13 protein-coding genes and 1 pseudogene are annotated in these 18,397 nt (G+C 64.3%); 6 read left to right on the top strand and 8 right to left on the bottom strand.

What is annotated here, in order from left to right:
* Nucleotides 1–124: 124 nt before the first annotated feature.
* Both GQO94_RS05590 and GQO94_RS05595 read left to right on the top strand, forming a co-directional pair.
* A pseudogene (locus tag GQO94_RS05590) lies at nt 125–745 on the top strand (sterol desaturase family protein); the annotation flags it as partial.
* Between the two features lie 191 nt (nt 746–936).
* The gene (locus GQO94_RS05595; protein ID WP_156840200.1) at nt 937–3,378 is read left to right on the top strand and encodes a TonB-dependent receptor; all 2,442 of its coding nucleotides are present in this window, start codon (nt 937–939) and stop codon (nt 3,376–3,378) included.
* Nucleotides 3,379–3,489: 111 nt separating this feature from the next.
* Here the strand turns inward: GQO94_RS05595 and GQO94_RS05600 are convergent, their stop codons facing one another.
* From GQO94_RS05600 to GQO94_RS05615, 4 genes are all read right to left on the bottom strand, one after another.
* Nucleotides 3,490–5,091 (bottom strand): tetratricopeptide repeat-containing sulfotransferase family protein, encoded by a 1,602-nt coding sequence (locus GQO94_RS05600; protein ID WP_232332793.1) that lies wholly within the window; start codon nt 5,089–5,091, stop codon nt 3,490–3,492.
* Nucleotides 5,092–5,116: 25 nt separating this feature from the next.
* Nucleotides 5,117–5,446: a UrcA family protein gene (locus tag GQO94_RS05605; protein ID WP_232332794.1), complete on the bottom strand. Its 330-nt coding sequence runs from the start codon at nt 5,444–5,446 to the stop codon at nt 5,117–5,119.
* Nucleotides 5,447–5,548: 102 nt separating this feature from the next.
* Nucleotides 5,549–5,929 carry a hypothetical protein gene (locus GQO94_RS05610; protein ID WP_156840201.1) on the bottom strand — a complete coding sequence of 127 codons (381 nt, stop codon included), beginning with the start codon at nt 5,927–5,929 and terminating at the stop codon, nt 5,549–5,551.
* 307 nt (nt 5,930–6,236) lie between these two features.
* The gene (locus GQO94_RS05615; RefSeq protein ID WP_156840202.1) at nt 6,237–7,247 is read right to left on the bottom strand and encodes a LacI family DNA-binding transcriptional regulator; all 1,011 of its coding nucleotides are present in this window, start codon (nt 7,245–7,247) and stop codon (nt 6,237–6,239) included.
* Nucleotides 7,248–7,386: 139 nt separating this feature from the next.
* On the opposite strand from GQO94_RS05615, the gene ptsP reads away from it, so the two are divergent.
* Genes ptsP through GQO94_RS05635 form a run of 4 tightly spaced genes read left to right on the top strand, consistent with a single transcriptional unit; the run spans nt 7,387 to nt 13,980 of the window.
* Entirely contained in the window at nt 7,387–9,897 is a 2,511-nt protein-coding gene (ptsP, locus tag GQO94_RS05620; RefSeq protein WP_156840203.1) for a phosphoenolpyruvate--protein phosphotransferase, read from the top strand.
* Nucleotides 9,894–10,868, top strand: a complete 975-nt coding sequence (gene pfkB / locus GQO94_RS05625) for a 1-phosphofructokinase (RefSeq protein WP_156840204.1) — start codon at nt 9,894–9,896, stop codon at nt 10,866–10,868. Before ptsP ends, pfkB begins: the two co-directional genes overlap by 4 nt.
* The gene (locus GQO94_RS05630) at nt 10,865–12,565 is read left to right on the top strand and encodes a PTS fructose transporter subunit IIC (protein ID WP_156840205.1); all 1,701 of its coding nucleotides are present in this window, start codon (nt 10,865–10,867) and stop codon (nt 12,563–12,565) included. The genes pfkB and GQO94_RS05630 overlap by 4 nt, the downstream gene beginning before the upstream one ends.
* Nucleotides 12,566–12,588: 23 nt before the next feature.
* Nucleotides 12,589–13,980, top strand: coding sequence for a carbohydrate porin (locus tag GQO94_RS05635; protein WP_156840206.1), 1,392 nt, complete (start codon nt 12,589–12,591; stop codon nt 13,978–13,980).
* Nucleotides 13,981–14,050: 70 nt separating this feature from the next.
* Here the strand turns inward: GQO94_RS05635 and GQO94_RS05640 are convergent, their stop codons facing one another.
* Genes GQO94_RS05640 through GQO94_RS05655 form a run of 4 tightly spaced genes read right to left on the bottom strand, consistent with a single transcriptional unit; the run spans nt 14,051 to nt 18,346 of the window.
* On the bottom strand, nt 14,051–14,923 hold the full coding sequence (locus GQO94_RS05640) for an acyl-CoA thioesterase (RefSeq protein ID WP_332310833.1): 873 nt from the start codon (nt 14,921–14,923) through the stop codon (nt 14,051–14,053).
* Entirely contained in the window at nt 14,920–15,357 is a 438-nt protein-coding gene (locus GQO94_RS05645) for a MerR family transcriptional regulator (RefSeq protein ID WP_156840207.1), read from the bottom strand. The genes GQO94_RS05640 and GQO94_RS05645 overlap by 4 nt, the downstream gene beginning before the upstream one ends.
* Complete coding sequence (locus GQO94_RS05650; RefSeq protein ID WP_408636591.1) at nt 15,354–17,048, bottom strand: long-chain-fatty-acid--CoA ligase; 1,695 nt, start codon at nt 17,046–17,048, stop codon at nt 15,354–15,356. Before GQO94_RS05650 ends, GQO94_RS05645 begins: the two co-directional genes overlap by 4 nt.
* A complete protein-coding gene (locus GQO94_RS05655; RefSeq protein WP_156840208.1) occupies nt 17,048–18,346 on the bottom strand; it encodes an OmpP1/FadL family transporter in 1,299 nt (432 codons plus the stop codon). Before GQO94_RS05655 ends, GQO94_RS05650 begins: the two co-directional genes overlap by 1 nt.
* Nucleotides 18,347–18,397: the final 51 nt, after the last annotated feature.

Raw genomic sequence — 18,397 nt, forward strand, 5'->3', positions numbered from 1 at the left:
AAATGACAATCCGGGTGTTGGCGACCCCCGCTCGGGCTACGCCCTCACGGCGCTCGCCAACACCCGGATCAAGTGGCCTGGTTTTACTCCGCCTAATGGACGACTTTTACTCCGCCGTTGACAGCTGGCCGCGCTCAAGGACCGTCTCGGCATCACCACGCCATGGGTCATGGAGATGCCGTCCGTGCTGCAAGTGGCTCTCGTGGTTTTCCTTATCGAGTTCGGTCAATACTGGATGCACCGCGCGATGCACGACTGGCTGCCGCTGTGGCTGACCCATGCTCCGCATCATCATCTCACCCAGCTGAACGCGATGAAGGGTTTCGTCGGCAACCCGATCGAGCTTTTTCTCATCAGCCTGAGCGTCGTGGCCCTGTTCGATGTGGCGACGCCCGCGCTATTCTGCGGGCTCAACGTACTCGGCGTGATCTCGGGCTATGCCCACGCCAACATCCGCTCCAATCCGCCCCTGTTCTATTCCTACGCCTTCACCACGATCCGCCATCACAGTCTGCACCATACTGCGCTCAGCTACGAGGATACGCGGTGCAACTACGGCAACTCGGTGATCCTGTTCGATCGCCTCTTCGGCACATATCGCGAAGGGGAATCCAGCATCGTCGGCCAGGATGAGCGCAGGCGCTTGTCGATCCGGGAGCAGTTCCTGTTCCCGTTCCAGCCCCTGCTCGAGAAATTCGAGCTTTCAAACGGCATGCTGCGATCCTCATCCGAGACGCGCCGATGACGTCAGGCTGGAGACGAGGAGCCAGCGCCTGCCTTCCGGGCGCTGACACCCTGCCAGCCATCGACCTCGACCGCCGCGACCACCTGCGCGGGCCGCTTCGAGCAAGTTCCAATCGAATAACAGCAAATCCTACACCGGGACCCGTCGCGCTTCTTGCGTGTGCGGAAACTTCATAAATGAGGGGCAACTACATGAAAGACCGCATGTCGCTCAAAGTCGCGTTGCTGTCCGCAACGTGCTTTTCCGGCGCAATACTTGCCGGTCCTGCGATGGCTCAGGATGCCAGCATGGGACGATCTGCGCAGGCAGGCGATGATCAGTTCGGCGACGATGCGATCATCGTGACCGCCACGCGTCGCGCCACGACCTTGATGGACACCCCGATCAACATCACCGCGCTCGGCTCCGACGAGCTGGAACGCCAGCGGATCGACGATGTCCGCGACATCGCCGATTTCACGCCCGGCGTGACGATTTCCGATACGGGCGGCGGAACGACCGGTTCCATCGTCCTGCGCGGCCTGAATGCCTCTGACGTCGACGACTTCGGAACCAACTACGACGATGCTCTGGGCATCTATCTCGGCGAAGTCCCGCTCTATTACGACTTCAAGCTGCTCGACCTCGAGCGCGTCGAAACTCTCCTCGGGCCGCAAGGCACGCTCTACGGCCTCGGCACGTTGGCGGGTGCCATCCGGTACATTCCCAATCGGCCGAACGTGACCAGTGTGGAAGCCGAGGGTCACGGTCGCTTGTACGCCCGCTCGCATAGTGACGATTTCGGCGTTCAGGCCGATGGCATGATCAACCTGCCGATCGTTCAGGACCACATCGCGTTTCGCTCGGTCTTCGGCTATTATTTCGATCCGGGCTTTATCGACAATCCCTTGCTGGTGCTTGAACCGGGCGTTTCGCTGCCTCAGCCCGATGGCCCCAACCAAGTCACGCAGCAGGGCTTTGCGGACAATCTCTACCGCGAGAAGGACGTGAACTACGAGCGAACCTGGACGACGCGAAACCAATTGCTGTTCCAGGCGAGCGAGGACCTCAAGCTCACGCTGACGTACGCCTATCAGCAGACCAAGACGGGTGGCGCATCCTCGAACAGCTTCGGCGTGCTCGGCACCGGAAGATACGAGAACGCCACGAGGTTCCCGGAGCCCGCCGACCGCCATGCGCATCTCGGCAGCGCCGAGGTCAACGCCAACATCGCGGACATCTTCGATATCGTCGCGACCGGCGCCTACACCGAGACCAAGTATGACGGGCTGGGCGACGTGACCGACCTGCTTCTCGATCTCGATTATGGTTACGAGCTGTTTCCCGCCTTTGCAGGCTACTTTCAGCAGGATACCAAGCGAAAGCAGAAGAACGCCGAAATCCGCTTCGTCTCACGCCATGGCGGACCATTGAGCTGGGTCGTCGGCGGCTTCTACAACGAAAACAAGTACCGCAGCGATTATGCCGAACGCTTGCCCAACCATCCCTGGGGTGATCCCGAGAGCAATCCGGAATATCTCGAATACGTCAGCTACATTCAGTCGAAGGTGACGGAAAAGGCGATCTTCGGTGAAGCCTCGTTCCAGATCATCCCGCAATGGCAGGTCACGGGTGGCGCCCGCTACTTCGACTACGACTCGACGATCGCCGGTGCCGCGGCGCTGCCGTTCCTGGGCGATCCGATCGATCCGCGCGAGTTGCCCGTCAACGGCGGCGACGCGGGCGACGACGGCTGGGTTTGGAAGATCAATACGTCCTTCGACGTCACCCCGGGCCTCCTGCTCTACGGCACGTACAGCAAGGGTTATCGCATCGGCGGTCCGAACCGAGTCGCGCCGTGTCCCGAGGGCGTTCCGACCGATCCGACGCAGTACGAGGGTCCGCAGATCATCTGCGCGCTGCCCAATGAAATTCAGTATGGGCCGGATCGGACGAAGAACATCGAGCTTGGCGTGCGCGCGCAACTGTTCGACAATATCCTGTCGCTCAACTTGAACGTCTTCCAGATCAAGTGGGACGGGATCCAGGTCGACTCCGCGACGACATACGGCGTCACTGGCATTACCGTGAACGGCGGCAAGGCCAAGGCGCAAGGTGTCGAGACATCCTTCACCATCCGGCCGGTACCCGAGCTCACGATCCGGGGCGTCTATTCCTATCTCGATGCGAAATTGACGCAGGATGTCCCCTCGATCATTCCGGTGAACGACCCGCCCGGCGAATATCCCAGCTCGCCGATTCAGCTCCCCGCACTCGATGGCGATCGCTTGCCGGGCTCGGCCAAGAATTCCGGCAGCCTCGGCGTGACTTATTCTGCGCCGCTCAGGGTGGGCAATCTGATCGCCAACTGGACCGCCGTTTATCGCGGAAATGTCGTGTCTCGTTTGGGCTATGATCGCGCATTCGGCGATTTGATCCCAAGCTACACCACGCACCGGGCATCGCTTGGTTACGAGTGGGACAAGTACAGCATTGGCCTGTGGGCCAACAACATCTTCGACAAGTACGCGATCACCGCAGTGACCAACGACCGCTCCCGCATCGGTCTGAATGACGGAGTGGCTTTGCGCTATTATCGTCAGGTGCCGATCGCACCGCGCACCGTCGGGATCGAGGCGCGCATCAAGTACTGATCCGACGACGATGTAACTCGCAGGGAGCGGGGCACTCGCCGCATCATCGGCAAGTGCCCCGTTTTCGATTTGTCGTTTCTGTGGTCTCAAGAAGCCAAAGCTTGGAGACTCTCAGTCTGGCGTAATGCCCTGCTGCTCGAACCACTGGCGCACAGGTTCGAGCTGTCGCGCGTGCCGGCGCCACTGCCCGATCCCGTCGGCGTTGAGCGGGCGACGCACTTGCGCGGCGCTCGGCGTCGCCACTGCGGACCGGTTTTCGTGAAACGAGAGACAGGCGTCTTCCCAGTCGAGCCCGCAATGATCGAGCAAGCGCTGCGTCTGAGCTACCTGATCGCCTACCAGTTCTTCGTACGAAAGCTGGAGCACCCTGCCCGGAAACAGCCTATCCCACAGCGCCATCAACTGGTGGAACCGGGCGTAATAGCGCGCCGTATCCATGAGGTCGTACGAATAGGCGTAGAACCCCGACTGGCTGGCGAACAGGTTCTTGTAGTTGCTCCAGACCGTGTCCATCGGATTGCGGCGCAGGCAAACGATGCGCGCATTGGGCAGCGCGCGCGCAATGTGGCCCACGTAGAGGGAATTTGCGGGCAGCTTGTCGGTGAAACGAGGCGTCGCCTTGGGTCGATGGTGGGCGGCCTCTGCCAGATAGGCGTCACCGATCCGTCTCGGCGTAATCCCACCGCTGGCAGCGACCGTCTCGGGATCGATCACCGTCCGCGACGTGGTCCGGGCAAGCCGCTTCACGGCCAGCGGCATGGCCTGCAGCTCGCCGGCCGAGCCCACTTGCGAGTGCGACGACAGGATCCGGTCGACCAGCGTCGTCCCGGTGCGCGGCATGCCGACTATGAAAATCGGCGATGCTTCGGGATTGCCCGGCCCTGACGCGAGAGCGGGAGGCGAACCGGCGAACAGCGTCTCGATCGCGTCGAAGATCGCTGCATCCTGGGCGAATTCGTATTGGATCTTCCGTTTGTGTCGATCGTTCGCGGCCCGAAGATGATCGAAGGCTTCGGGCTCGCCCAAGTCCTCGAGCTCCTTGGCCAGAGCATAGCGAATCCGCAGCGCGTCGTCCTGCTTATCGGCCCGGACAAGCGCCGCCTTCAGCCGCGGGACGTGGTTGGCCTGTGGCGTCTGACGAGACAGCAGCGCCAGCCCGTAGTGCGCGCGCGCATTGCACGCGTCAGCCGCGACGATGGCCTCGTACTGCGCCCGGGCTTCCGCCACGTCGCCGATGAAGCCGCTCGCGGCCGCCAGATTGTAGCGATACTCGAGGTTTTCCGATTTGGCTGCGACGGCCTTGCGAAACAGTCCGGCCGCGCTCTCGTGATCGCCTAGCCGCGTCAGCACGCAGCCAATGGTGTCCAGCGTGTGCGGATCGTCGGGCTCCAGCGCCAAAGCCTGGCGGGTGGCCTTCGCAGCCTCGCCATCGCGGCGCAGCAAGCTGAGTACGCGGGCGAGCTGCGCCAAATGCTCGGCCTGCGGCCCACGTTCGACCGCCGCCCCGAGCAAGGGCACTGCCTTGTCGAACTGACCGATTTCGGCAGCCGCGATGCCAAGAAGGAAATAGCCCCCGGGCCGGTCCCGGTCCTGCAACACGAGCGCTTTTGCCGCAGTGGTCGCGGTCAGCAGGTCGCCTTGCGCCAGCGCGGCTCTCGCGCTCCGCTCAAGCTCTTCCAGCGAGGCCTGCGACGCGGGGCCTGTATGCTTCAAGCCCGGCCCCGCATCGCGTGTCGCTTCAGTCCCTCATAGCCAAAGTCACGCCGCGATCGCGACTTGCCAGTCTCGCCTGGATCTGGTCGCGGGTTCGTGCCAAAACCTCGGCACGGCATTCCTGGGCGCGCGCGTTGGCATAAGGATGCACGGTATCCAGGCCATCCCCGCAGACCGCGCGAGCGGCCGCGTCCATCCGGATCGCAAGGCGCTGTTGGCCGTCCACGGTGGCAAGGTCGAGCCCGTCGAGACGCAGCGTCACTTGCTGCTGAGCGAAAGGATCCTGTGGAGTATCGGCGAGCGCTGGCGTCGCAAGTGCGCACACGGCCAGGGCTGCAAAGCCGGTTTTGAGCATCGTTCTCTCCTGCATTTTCATCAAACCGCTCTCCGGCGGTTGCACCCGCAAATATGCCGGGATCAGCCGACATACAAGGGTCATCAGGAAAGACGCGCTGAATCAGAACGCGGTAATTTCGATGGCCGCGAGCTTGGAGCTATCGCCAAGCAACCCGATCGGCAGCCGCGCGCGCGCCAAGCTCTCGCGGCGAGTTTGTGGATCGCGCAGGGTCACTTCGATGGCCTGGGCCCGGGGACCGCACATTTTGCGCACGGCATCGATGGGCAGGTCGACACGCCAGTCGTTCTTGCCTTCTGCGGCCACGGGCACGCCGTTGAGGCTGATGACGTGACTTGCTTCTTCGCGATGGCCCGAGACGCGGAGGCAGTCGTCTTTCCCGCAGCGGACCAATTCGGTCTTGGGTGAGAATTTCGCGTGGGCGGGCACTGACGTGACGAGGCCAATCCCGCAGACAAACAACCCCGTCGAACGTCGCCACATGAACAGTCTCCCGGCCCGCGCCTGCAACAGGCGCGTCGCGATGAAACTCTCCCGGACGTTTGATCATTGCTTGATTGAAGACGATGCTAGGCGATGCCGAAGCGACGTCAAGGTCCTTGTCGCCATTTGGGCCGGCCAGAGGTTGGGCTGCCGCGAAGGCCGAACGATCCTTGGCGAAAGTCGAGGCTCATCAACTTAAAGAACCACTATTGCAGGTCTGAAGACCAGCGCTTGTCGCACCGTGGAGCGAGAGGCAGAGCAGCGTCGCGGCACCGACCGGGGCTGACGATGATTGCACCGCCCCCTGTCATCGGGCTTTGGCTTGCGTGCCAGTTTTCCTCATCGCTTGCGCGCCCGACGATCCACGAGCGATCAGGCGGCCTTGCAGCACCACTTTGCGCGCAGGACCATCTGGATGCGCGATGCGATCGGTCAGCATCGTCATCGCCGTGCGTCCGATCTCTTCCACAGGCTGTTCGATGACCGTCAGCCCCTCGCCGACAAATTCCATCCAGTCGATGTTGTCAAAACCAGCCAAAGCAATATCGGCCGGGACTTGCAGACCCAGCGCCCGCAATTCGCGCAAGACACCCATCAGCATCACGCCATTGCTGGCGACGATGGCATCCGGGCGATCCGCGTGTGCCAGTACGTCGTGCAGCATCTGCGCGGCTTCGCCTTGGGCATGCGGGACGGCATGGCTGGTGGTGGCGATCCCCAGGCGGGCCGCCGCGTCCTCGAACCCCTTGCGACGTTCCTGCCCCGTATTGCTTTCAGCGCCGAACAGCCCGGCAATGCGGCGATGGCCGAGATGGGCCAGATGTTGCACGAGCGCATCGGCCATGGCGATATTGTCCAGCACCACGCAGTCGAACACTTCGCCGGGGATCGTCCGGTCGATCAGCACTGTGGGAAAGTCGCGCGGCTTGCTCCGGCGCGCGCTGCGGGCAGGAGCAAGGATGACACCGGTCACCCGCTCCTCCTCCATCAGATCGAGATAGGCGTCCTCCTTCGCCGGGTCCTCGTCCGTGTTGCAAAGGATGATCCGCAGGCCCTGCCGACTGGCCATGTCCTCGATCGTGCGTGAGACGGCGGTAAAGAACGGGTTGCGTATGTCCGCCACGATCAGACCGATGGTGTTGGTATGCTGTGAACGCAGGCGCCGTGCTGCCAGATTGGGGCGATAGCCCGTCGTCTCGACCGCTTTCAGCACTGCATCGCGCATCGCGGGATCGACCGATTTGCCGGACAGGACACGCGATACGGTGGCGGGGGAAACCCCTGCCGCCAGCGCCACGTCGCGAATACCCACTGCCATGAAAACGTTCTCTCACCGTAAGGCCATCGGCCCTTTATGTCGCGCTACCATTGCCTGTTCAGGCAGTTTTTCACAAGGGCTCTTGACAATTTCGCTCAGAAAACGTTTTCTCATGGTAGAACGAAGAATGGAGAGAAGGATGTTGGCAGACACCGCCCCGAGCGCGGTCGCGCAACCCCATGTCGCGATTGGCGCAACTGCGCTTTCGAAAGAGGATGCGATCCGCCAGGCGGGTCAGTTGCTGGTCGCAGGCGGCGCGGTCGATCCGGCCTATGTCCAATCGATGCTGTCGCGCGAAGCGGTGGCCAATACTTTCCTCGGTTCCGCCGTCGCGATCCCGCATGGGATGAAGGAAGACCGCGCCATGGTGCAGCATGACGCGATCGCAGTGCTGCAGTTGCGCGACGGCGTCGAATGGAATCCGGGCCAGAGCGCGCGCCTCGTGGTCGGCATCGCCGCGAACTCCGATAGTCACATCGCGATCCTGCGCCGCCTCACTCGCCTGATTCAGGACGAGGAGAAGCTGGAGGCGCTGATTGCCACCGACGATGCGCAGGCCATCGTGCGTGCGCTGGAGGGAGATGCGCCTGCGCACGACAAGCCCGCCGCCAGCGATCTGGCCCAGACCGCCGAATGGGTCGTCGATTACCCTTCCGGTCTGCACGCCCGCCCCGGTTCGGCCTGGGTCGACACGGCCAAGGCGCAAAAGGCCCGCCTGCGCGTGCGTCATGGCCGTGACAGCGCCGATCCGCGCAGCCTGATCTCGCTGCTGCAGCTGGGCCTGAAACAGGGTGATACCGTGGTCTTCAGCGCCGAAGGAGAAGGCGCCCGGTCCGCGCTGGATGCGCTCGTCAAGACCGCCCGCAACTTGTCGGCCCGCGAGAAGCGCGATGCCGAGCGGGCCGAGCAAAAGGCCGCCGCCCCGATCCGTGGCTGGAAACCGGTCGGCACTCCTGAAATGGTCACGGGTGTCGCTGCCAGCCCCGGCCTTGCCATCGGTACTGTGCATGTGCTTGCGGCGCAGGAGCTGGACGTGCCGGACGTGCCGGTCGATCTGGTCACCGGTGGGGCGCAGTTGAACGAGGCGCTGTCGCGCACCCGCGCCCAGATGAAGGCGCTGATCGACGATACCGCCCGCCGCCTTGGCGCGGGCGATGCCGCGATCTTCAAGGCGCAGACCGAGCTGCTCGACGATACCGATCTCATCACTCTCACTTGCCAGCTCATGGTCGAAGGGCACGGCGTCGCATGGTCATGGTACAACGCGGTCGAGCGCGTCGCGGGCCGTCTTTCGGCGCTCGGCAATCCCGTGCTTGCCGCGCGCGCCGCCGATCTTCACGACGTCGGTCGCCGCGTGCTGGCCGAAATCGATTCCTCGCTTTCCACCGGCTCGCTGGCAGACATGCCCGATGAGCCGACGATCCTCGTCGCCTCCGATCTCTCTCCCTCGGATACCGCGACGCTGGATACGGGCCGCGTAGCCGGTATTGCCACTGCGCTGGGCGGCCCGACCTCTCACAGTGCGATCCTCGCGCGCACGCTGGGCCTGCCCTCGGTCGTCGCGGGGGGCGCACGCCTTCTGGCCCTGGCGGCGGGCACGACCGCCATCGTCGACGGCGACAGCGGACGGGTCTGGATCGACCCCTCAGCCGAAGACCTTGCCTCTGCCCGGGCCTGGATCGCGGGCCTGGAACAAAAGCGCGAGGCCGAAGAAGCCGAGCGCGGCCAGCCCGCCATCACCACGGACGGCACTCGGATCGAGGTTGCCGCCAACGTGAACCGGCCCGATCAGGTGCCGTTCGCCATGGCGCAGGGCGGCGAAGGCGTCGGCCTGATGCGTACCGAATTCCTGTTTCTCGAAGCGGGCGAGACCCCGGACGAGGATGAGCAATACGCCATCTACCGCGCAATGATCGACGCGCTCAAGGGGCGCCCGCTGATCGTGCGCGCGCTGGACATCGGCGGCGACAAGCTGGTCCCCCATCTCGACTTGCCGGAAGAGGAAAACCCCTTCCTCGGCGTGCGCGGCGCGCGCCTGTTGCTGCGCCGTCCCGACTTACTCGACCCGCAACTGCGCGCGCTCTATCGGGCGGCAAAGGGCGGCGGGGATATGAAGATCATGTTCCCCATGATCACTTCGGCCTGGGAATTGATTCGCCTCCGCGAACGCTGCGACGAGATCCGGGCCGAGCTGGATGCTCCCGAAATCCCCGTCGGCATCATGATCGAGGTGCCCGCTGCCGCCGTTCAGGCCCGCGCCCTGGCGCAGCATGCCGATTTCTTCTCCATCGGCACCAATGACCTGACCCAGTATGCGCTCGCGATCGACCGCCAGAACCCGGAGTTGGCGGGTGAGGCGGATAGCCTGCATCCCGCCGTCCTGAACCTGATCGCCATGTGCGTCGAAGGGGCCAAGGCCCATGGCCGCTGGGTCGGCGTTTGTGGCGGCATCGCCGGCGATCCGTTCGGCGCGGAACTGCTGACGGGGCTTGGCGTGGCCGAGCTGTCGATGACCCCGCGCGACATTCCGGCGGTCAAGGCGCGCCTGCGCAGTGCGAGCATGGAGAAACTGAAAGTGCTGGCCGCACGCGCTCTCGCCGCGGCCGGAGCGGACGAAGTTCGCGCCCTCGATACCGGAGCGGGGCAATGACCGTCCTCGCCCTCACTTTCAATCCGGCGATCGATCAGACCGTCGTTCTCGACCGATTGACCGTCGGCGCGGTGCACCGCGCGAGCCATGTACGGCAGGACGCCGGCGGCAAGGGCGTGAATGTGGCCAGCTGCCTTGCCGACTGGGGCACGCCTGTCGCCGCCTATGGCCTGCTGGGCAGCGACAATGCTGCCAGTTTCGACGCGCTGTTTGCCAAGAAAGCGATCCCCGATCGCATGATCCGCATTCCCGGTTCGACGCGCGTGAACCTCAAACTGGTCGATGACGCCGCGACCACCGACATCAATCTCGACGGCATCGCGATCGATCGCGAGTGCGCGCAACGTATTGCCGCATCCCTCCAAAGCGCAGCGCAATCCGGTGACTTGGCCGTGCTGTCAGGCAGCCTTCCACCGGGCTGCCCGGCCGACATCTACGCCACGTTGACCGCCGCGCTGCGCGAGCGAGGCGTCCGGGTTCTGCTGGACACCAGCGGCCTCCCGCTGGCCTGCGCGTTGGAAGGCGCAGTACTGCCTGACGTCATCAAACCGAACCGCGAGGAACTGGCCGACTGGCTGGGCCGCTCGCTGCCCGATACCGCCGCCCTGCTGAGTGCCGCGCATGACTTGCGCCGGCGCGGGGTCTGTCTGGTCGTGATCTCAGCTGGCGAGGACGGCGCGCTCTTCGTATCCGACGAAGGCGCGATCGCCGCGAAGCTGACCCTCGACGAGATCACCAGCACCGTCGGCGCGGGCGATGCCATGGTCGCCGGGATTGGCGCGGCGCTGGCTGAGGGCGCCTCGCTTGAGCGTATCGCGCGCCTGTCGACCGCCTTCGCCGTCGCCAAGCTGGGCATGGCCGGCCCCAATCTCCCCGCGCCGGCCGAGGTCGAGGCACTGGCCGAGCGCGTGGCGGTCGACTGGCTGGAAACCCCGACAACCAAAACAAGCATGGCTGGAGAGGCCGAATGAGCAAGTTCTACGCCATCGTCGAGGATACGGACGCCGGTGTCCGCGCCCTTCTTGCCGCCGAAGCTTTGCGCAAGGCAGCGGCAACCGCTGGCCGGGCGATCGAGATCGAGGTTCGCACTGAGCACGGCACGGTCACCCCGCTGCCTGAAGGCGCGCCCGCCGCAGGCGATACGCTGCTGTTGGTGGGCCCCGAACAGGGTGCCGATCCGGCCCTGGCCGCACGCGCGAACAGCCGCCTCACGCTCGATGCCGTGCTGTCCGATCCTGCCGCCGCACTTGGCGCGAACTTGGGCGCGTCCGCACCGGCAGGCAGCGACAGCAAGCGCATCGTCGCGGTCACTTCGTGCCCGACCGGTATCGCTCACACGTTCATGGCGGCCGAGGGCCTGCAAGCGGGTGCCGCGCAACTCAACTACGACATCCGAGTGGAAACGCAGGGGTCAGTGGGCGCAGGCACTCCGCTGACGGCGGAGGAAATCGCGGCCGCCGATGTCGTCATCATCGCCGCCGACCGCGAAGTCGACCGTGCGCGTTTCGCCGGCAAGCGCGTCTTTGCGTCCAATACCAAGCCCGCGATTTCGGGTGGTGCCAAGTTGATCGCCCGCGCGCTTGACGAAGCCCAGGTCCAGGGCGGCGAAGCCACGAGCGGCGCGCCCGACAAGCAGGAGCGCGCCGGCCCCTACAAGCACTTGATGACCGGCGTGTCCTTCATGCTGCCCTTCGTGGTCGCGGGCGGCTTGCTGATCGCCCTGGCCTTCGCGCTCGGTGGGATTGACGCCAATTCCGACGCTGCCGAAGGAACGCTTGCCCATGCGCTGTTCCAGATCGGTGCCAACGGCGGCTTTGCCCTGATCGTCCCGGCATTGGCGGGCTACATCGCCTTTTCCACTGCCGATCGGCCGGGCATCGCGCCTGGCATGATCGGCGGCATGCTCGCCAGTTCCGTCGGCGCGGGCTTCCTGGGCGGTATCGTCGCGGGTTTTGTCGCGGGCTACGGCGTCTACTGGCTGAACCGCTGGATCCAGCTGCCCAAGAACCTGCAGGGCCTGAAGCCCGTGCTGGTCCTGCCCGTGCTGGGCACGCTGCTGACCGGCCTGCTGATGATTTACGCGATCGGCACGCCCGTGGCCGCGCTGCTCAATTTCATGACTGAATGGCTGCGATCGATGCAAGGGTCGAGCGCGCTTCTCCTGGGTGCCATCCTCGGCGCAATGATGGCGCTCGACTTGGGAGGACCTGTCAACAAGGCGGCCTACGCCTTTTCCATCGGCGTTCTGGCGAGCGGCATCTACGGCCCGATGGCCGCCACCATGGCCGCGGGGATGACCCCGCCGCTGGCGGCCGCGCTGGCCACCCGCCTGTTCAAGTCGCGCTTTTCGTTAGAGGAGCGCGAGGCGGGCGGCGCGGCGGCCGTGCTGGGTTTGGCCTTCGTGACCGAGGGTGCGATCCCCTTTGCCGCGCGCGATCCGCTGCGCACGATCCCGGCGCTGATGGCCGGATCGGCGCTGACCGGTGCCATATCGATCGCCGTGGGCGTGGAACTGCGCACCCCGCATGGCGGCATCTTCGTGCTGCCGATCCCGGGCGCGGTCACGCATGTCGGGCTCTATGCCCTCGCCATCCTTGCCGGAACGGTACTGTCCGCCGTTCTCGTCGGCCTTTTGAAACGCACGGCGCCCGCCGCCGCTGCCGCCTGAAAATTCACGCGAAGGTTCAACTCATGACTGTCACTACCCGCCACGGCGCCCGCCGCGCCGATGCTGCCGCGCTCGCACTTTTCACGGCCCTTTCGCTCGCCGCCGTCCCGGCCCTCGCGCAAGAGAGCGGCGCCAGCGCCGTGACGGACCGGCAGGTTCCGCTGCCGCCCGCACTGCCTGAACCCGCCTCTCCCGAAATCACGCCCCTGCAACCATTCGCAGAAGAAGGCATCACGCTTGCACTGAACTACACCGGAGAAGCCGCGGCAAACCTTTCGGGCGGACTGAAGAAGGATGCGGCATATGCCGGGCAGGTCTATGTCGGCGCCGATCTCGACATGGAGGCGCTTGCCGGGATCGCAGGCGCGACCGTCCATGCCGCCGTCACCAATCGACATGGCAAGAGCCTGTCCGCGGTAGCGCTGGGCAACAACACCTCGGTTCAGGAAATCTGGGGCACGCAGAACACCCATCTTGCCATCCTGACCTGGGAGCAGAAGCTGTTCGACGGCGCGCTGACTCTCGAGGCGGGCAAGAGCCAGGCCAATATCCATTTCCTGAATTCGCAATACTATTGCCACTTCCAGAACAATTCCGTGTGCGGCAATCCCACGTTCGTCTTCAAGAGCAGCAACTTCACTTATTTCCCGGCATCGAGCTGGATGGCCCATGCCAAGGCGCAACTCACTCGGGAGATCAGCTTCCATACCGGCGTCTATGAGGTGAACCCGCGCCGCAAGCGGCCCGATGACGATGGCTTCGCCTTCTCGTTCAAGGGCGGCACAGGCGTGGTCATCCCGTGGGAGCTCGAATATGCGCCATCCGGCGGTCTGCCGGGCCGCTATATCCTTGGCGGCTGGATCGACAGAGGCGATTATGCCGACCCGCTGCGCGACGCCAATGGCGATATCGCGATCCTGTCAGGCGAAGCGCCCGCGACCCGCAAGGGACGCTCCGGCCTCTATGTCCGTGCCGAACAGCAGATCACCGGCAATGGCGGATCCCAGCCGCACGGGCTGGCGATCTTCGGTGTGGTGATGACCAACCTGTCGGGCCGGGTCGAGGAAAGCCGCTTCTTGGATTTCGGGCTGGTCCATACCGGCACGTTCGCGGGGCGCGACAAGGACACGCTCGGCTTCGTCATTTCCGATCAGCGCTTTTCCGATCTGGCGATGGAGCGCATGCGCGCGGCACGGATCGCCGCGGGCGGTAACGGCAAGATTGCGCGCCACCAGACGATGATGGAACTGGCCTATGGCGCGCAACTGAGCCCAGCGATCCGCGTCTCGCCCAACGTCCAGTATATCCTGAACCCCGACCAGACCGGCGCACCGTTCCGCACCCGCGACATCGACGATGCACTGATCGTGGGCTTCAAGTTCACGATCGACGCGCCAACCTTGCTCGGTCGATGACGCTGTCGTTCGACCACAAGGTCAGTCTGGGCCAGGAAAACTTCCTCGCTTCCGTCCGGTTTGACATTGGCTAGCTTGTCGCTTTGAGGTTCCGGTTGCGGATCAGCCCTTCCTGAGCGACGCTCGCGATCCGGGCCCCGGCGCGGTCGTAAATGGAGCCGTGCGCCACACCGCGTGCGCTCCCCGACCAGGGGCTGGTCATCGTGTAGAGCAACCATTCGCCGATCGGCGGCGTGCGGTGAAACCAAACGACATGATCGAGACTGGCGCCCTGAATCTGGGGAGAGAAGAAGTACAGGTCATGCGCGACCATTGCGGTGGAAATCAGCCCGAAGTCGCTGACATAGGCCAAAGCCACGCGCGGCCCGGTCGCATCCCCGGCAAAGTCTTCGGGAATTCGCAGCCAGCCGGACTGGACCGCGGTACCCGTATTGCGATCGTACTCGGCGCTGCCGAGGCGAAGATCGAAAGCGGCAAAGCGACTGCGTAGGAAATTCGGCACGGAAGCGCCTTGTCCGCTCAGAACCTGCTCCATCGTCGGGCATGTCTCGGGATCGCTTGCCTCGGGCATCCTTGCCTGGTGCGACAATCCCTCTTCCGGCAGGTGGAACGAGGCCGTCAGGTTGAGGATGGCTTTGCCGCCCTGCATCGCGACGACGCGGCGGTTGGCGAAGCTTCCGCCATCGAAATCGCGCGCGACGCGGTAGAGAATGGGACGGGCCGGGTCGCCCGCGCGCAGGAAATAGGCATGGAGCGAATGGGCCACTTTCTCGCTCTCGACCGATCGGGCAGCAGCGGTCAGCGCCTGCGCAATGACCTGCCCGCCGAACACGCGGCCGCTGACGCCCAGGGTAGGCTGACTGCGGCACAGATCGGTATCGAGTTCTTCGATTCGCAGGACATCGGCTATTTCGGCCGAAGCGGCTGCCGCATCATTCATCATGTTTGCGCCCCTTGATCCGCCCCACGTCTGGCGTGTTCGGCGAGCCACTCGTGCGCCTGTTGCTCGATCGCGCGCAGCTCGGCGATCGTCTGGTCGATCGCCTTGCGCTGATTGCGCAAATCGGCGACCCGTTCGCTGACTCGCTCGATCAGCCGGCGCGCCTGTTCGTTGTGTTCGGGATCGACTTCGTAGAGGTCGAGAAATTCGCCGATGTCGCGGATGGCGAAGCCCAAAGCCTTGCCGCGCAGAATGAGCCGCATCCGACCCATTTCGCGACGGGAATAGATCCGGGTCGTCCCCGCCCGACGCGGTGAGATCAGCCCTTTGTCTTCGTAGAAGCGCAGCGTGCGCATGGTCACGCCGAGGCGCTTCGCCGCCTCGTGTATGCCGATAAACTCATCGCCTAGATCATCCGCGCCGTCGGTTTGGCTCATGAACTCTTGGCTTCGCGCCGAGCCTGTTCTTCGGCCACAAGTTCCTTCTTGGAGAGCTTGCCGACGAGGGTCTTGGGAAGGCTGTCGCGAAATTCGATAGCGGACGGCATTTCGATCTTGCTGATGCGTTCCTGCAGATGTGCCATCAATTCCCCTTCAGTGAGCGTTGCGCCTTCGCGCAGGGCGACGAAGGCCTTGGGCGATTGCCCCCGGTATTCGTCAGGGACGCCGATGACAACCGCCTCCGCTACAGCGGAATGCTCGTAAATCGCATCTTCGATGACCCGCGGATACACGTTGTAGCCGCTGCACAGGATGAGGTCCTTGATGCGATCGACGAGGAACAGATAGCCGTCCTCGTCGAGATAGCCGATGTCCCCGGTGCGCACGGCGCCGTAGACGAAAGTGCGCTCGGTGGCGTCCGGTCGATCCCAGTAGCCCTGCATCACCTGCGGCCCGCGGGCGCACACTTCGCCGCGCTCGCCGGTCTTCATCAGCTTGGAGATGTTCTCCGGATCCCGGATTTCCAGCGCGGTGCCCGGAAACGCCGGGCCGCACGAGTTGTCCTTCACCAGACCCTCAAGGGGATTGCAGGCGATGATCGGGCTGGCCTCGGTCAGTCCGTAGCCCTCGACCACGCGCACGCCCGTGCGCTTCTCGAATGTCTGCCTCGTTTCCAGCGGCAGCGGGGCGCCGCCGGAAATGCACACCCGCACTTCGCCCATCGCGCCATGCATGTCGACGCCGTTGAGCGCCGTATAAAGCGTGGGAACGCCGAAGAACTGGGTCGGCCTGGTGCGCTTGGCCGTGTCGAGAAACGACTTCATTTCGAAGCGCGGCAGTAGAATCATTTCGGCGGCGGTATCGACCGAATAGTTGAGCACGGTCGTCAGCGCGAAGACGTGGAACATCGGCAACACACCCAGCGTGCGCTCCTGCGTTTCGGGCATGCGACCGACATGTGCGATCATCTGCGCGGAATTGGCCGTGAGGTTGGCGTGGCTGAGCATCGCTCCCTTTGGGCGACCCGTGGTGCCGCCGGTATATTGCAACACCGCCAGATCGTTAGGCGACATTTCCACCGGATCGGGATCGGAATCGCGCGCGACGAGGTCCGCGAAGCGCACGAAGCGCAGATCATGCGGTTCGCGCGCGATCTCCTTGCGCTTGAACAGACGATAGGCCCTGCCCTTCCAGCTCGGGAGTACGTCGGCAATCGGACAGACTACGACGCGGGTCAGCGAAGTGCGCCCCACCAGCGGTTCGAGTTTGGGCAGCGACATCGCCAGGTCCGTGGCGATAATGACGCTGGCGCCCGAATCCTTGACCAGGTGTTCGAGCTCGCGCTCGGTATAGAGCGGGTTGAGATTCACCACGACACCGCCGATCCGCAGCACCGCGAAGTAGCAGGCGACGTAGTACGGTGTGTTCGGCAGGCACAGGCCGACGCGCATACCGGGGCGGACGCCGAGATCCTGCAGCCCGCGCGCTGCCTTTCGCGTCATCTCGCCCAGTTCGGCGTAAGTCCACTTGCGCCCCATGAAGTCGATCGCGGTCCAATCGCCATGGCGATCGACGGCATGGTCTAACAGTTCGGTGAGAAGCCGCGGCGCGATCGGCGGCATCTCGTCGTGATCGGGCGTCTTGCCCGCCGCACTGGCCTTTGCTTCGATCTGCGCCGCGGCCGTCATCAGAACTTCACCCGAGCGCCGAGCGAGAAGACCAACGCCGAGGCATCGTTCAGCTCGCCATTGACCAGGATCGGCGTCTGCGCGGGGCTTCCGGCATAAGCCGCCGTGGTACGATCGATCGGAGCATCCTTGAAGCTGATATAGCTCGCTGCCGCATCGACGGTGAAGGCCTCGCTCAGGCGGTAACTGGTACCGGCCGAGACATTGAAACGGTCGGTGTCGGGAACGCGGGCATCGCGTTCGCCGTCACGCGTGGGCGTGCCGCCCCACTGCACGCCGCCGCGCACGGTCCAGTCCGGCGAGACGTCGTAATCCGCGCCGAAGGCGACGCTCCAGCTATCCTTGTAGTTTTCAGGGATCGCAGTGTTGAGCGGGCTGCCGAGGCGGATCGCATCGAACTCGCTCCAGCCGTAGCGGATAGCCTGCGCGTTGAGGGCGAGCTGCGGCGTCGCTTGCACGCGCACGCTGCCGATCGCCTGCCACGGCGTGCTGAACGTCGCCTTGGTGAAGATCTCACGGTTCTGCGCCGCGAGCGGGCCGAGCAGACCGGCAGTGGTCACCGAGCCTTTGAGCGTGTGCTCGATCGCCGACTTGTAGGCGACGCCCAGAGTGAACGGACCGCCGCGATACTGCGCACCGACCGACCAGCCCAGGTCCCAACCATCGCCCTTCAGCGTCTGGCTGCCGTCGGGCAGGCCCGGCGCGAGCTGGGGCAACGCGTTTCCAAGCGTGGCATCTGCGTATTGGATGTTGAGACCACCACCCACGCTGATCTGGTCCGTCAGCATGACCGCGACCGTAGGCTGAATATCGAACGTGCGCAGCTTCGTCTTGTCGGCCGTGTAGCGGACCCAACTGTCTTCGGCATAATTGGTGGTGAAGTTGAACGGCGCGCTCACTGCCAGACCGACCGCGATCCTGCCGAAGCCGTAGGACACCGCGCCCGACGGGACGACACCCTTGTCGATCGGGTTCTTCGCGACCGGATCGCCGCCGACGGGCGCCGGAGACTGGCCGGGACGGACGATGATCGTGCCCTTGTCCACGACCTTGCCGCGCGGGATGATGGCGCTGGCATGGATCGACGCTTCACCGCCCTGCGTGCCGCCGATCGAGGCCGGGTTCCACCAGATCGAATCGATCCCGGTGTCGGCCGCCTCGCCCGAGAACGCACGGCCCTGTGCGCGGACCGATTGCTCCTGCAGATAAAAGGCCTGCGCATGCGCCACACCGGCGAATGCCGATCCGGCTGCGATCACGGCGCCACCGGCAAGGATACGACCCTTCAAGTTCGTCATTTCTGTTCTCTCCGCTGTGTTATTTTATATATTTGAGGTCACTAAAGGTTT

It is taken from the genome of Novosphingobium aquimarinum, from assembly GCF_009746585.1.
Classification (GTDB): domain Bacteria; phylum Pseudomonadota; class Alphaproteobacteria; order Sphingomonadales; family Sphingomonadaceae; genus Novosphingobium; species Novosphingobium aquimarinum.

What these genes read in the sequence shown, in the direction of transcription:
- GQO94_RS05595 (WP_156840200.1), top strand. Translation starts at nt 937, where the DNA reads ATGAAAGACCGCATGTCGCTCAAAGTCGCGTTGCTGTCCGCAACGTGC.
- GQO94_RS05605 (WP_232332794.1), bottom strand. Translation starts at nt 5,446, where the DNA reads ATGCTCAAAACCGGCTTTGCAGCCCTGGCCGTGTGCGCACTTGCGACG.
- GQO94_RS05610 (WP_156840201.1), bottom strand. Translation starts at nt 5,929, where the DNA reads ATGTGGCGACGTTCGACGGGGTTGTTTGTCTGCGGGATTGGCCTCGTC.
- GQO94_RS05615 (WP_156840202.1), bottom strand. Translation starts at nt 7,247, where the DNA reads ATGGCAGTGGGTATTCGCGACGTGGCGCTGGCGGCAGGGGTTTCCCCC.
- ptsP (WP_156840203.1), top strand. Translation starts at nt 7,387, where the DNA reads ATGTTGGCAGACACCGCCCCGAGCGCGGTCGCGCAACCCCATGTCGCG.
- pfkB (WP_156840204.1), top strand. Translation starts at nt 9,894, where the DNA reads ATGACCGTCCTCGCCCTCACTTTCAATCCGGCGATCGATCAGACCGTC.
- GQO94_RS05630 (WP_156840205.1), top strand. Translation starts at nt 10,865, where the DNA reads ATGAGCAAGTTCTACGCCATCGTCGAGGATACGGACGCCGGTGTCCGC.
- GQO94_RS05635 (WP_156840206.1), top strand. Translation starts at nt 12,589, where the DNA reads ATGACTGTCACTACCCGCCACGGCGCCCGCCGCGCCGATGCTGCCGCG.
- GQO94_RS05640 (WP_332310833.1), bottom strand. Translation starts at nt 14,923, where the DNA reads ATGATGAATGATGCGGCAGCCGCTTCGGCCGAAATAGCCGATGTCCTG.
- GQO94_RS05645 (WP_156840207.1), bottom strand. Translation starts at nt 15,357, where the DNA reads ATGAGCCAAACCGACGGCGCGGATGATCTAGGCGATGAGTTTATCGGC.
- GQO94_RS05650 (WP_408636591.1), bottom strand. Translation starts at nt 17,048, where the DNA reads ATGACGGCCGCGGCGCAGATCGAAGCAAAGGCCAGTGCGGCGGGCAAG.
- GQO94_RS05655 (WP_156840208.1), bottom strand. Translation starts at nt 18,346, where the DNA reads ATGACGAACTTGAAGGGTCGTATCCTTGCCGGTGGCGCCGTGATCGCA.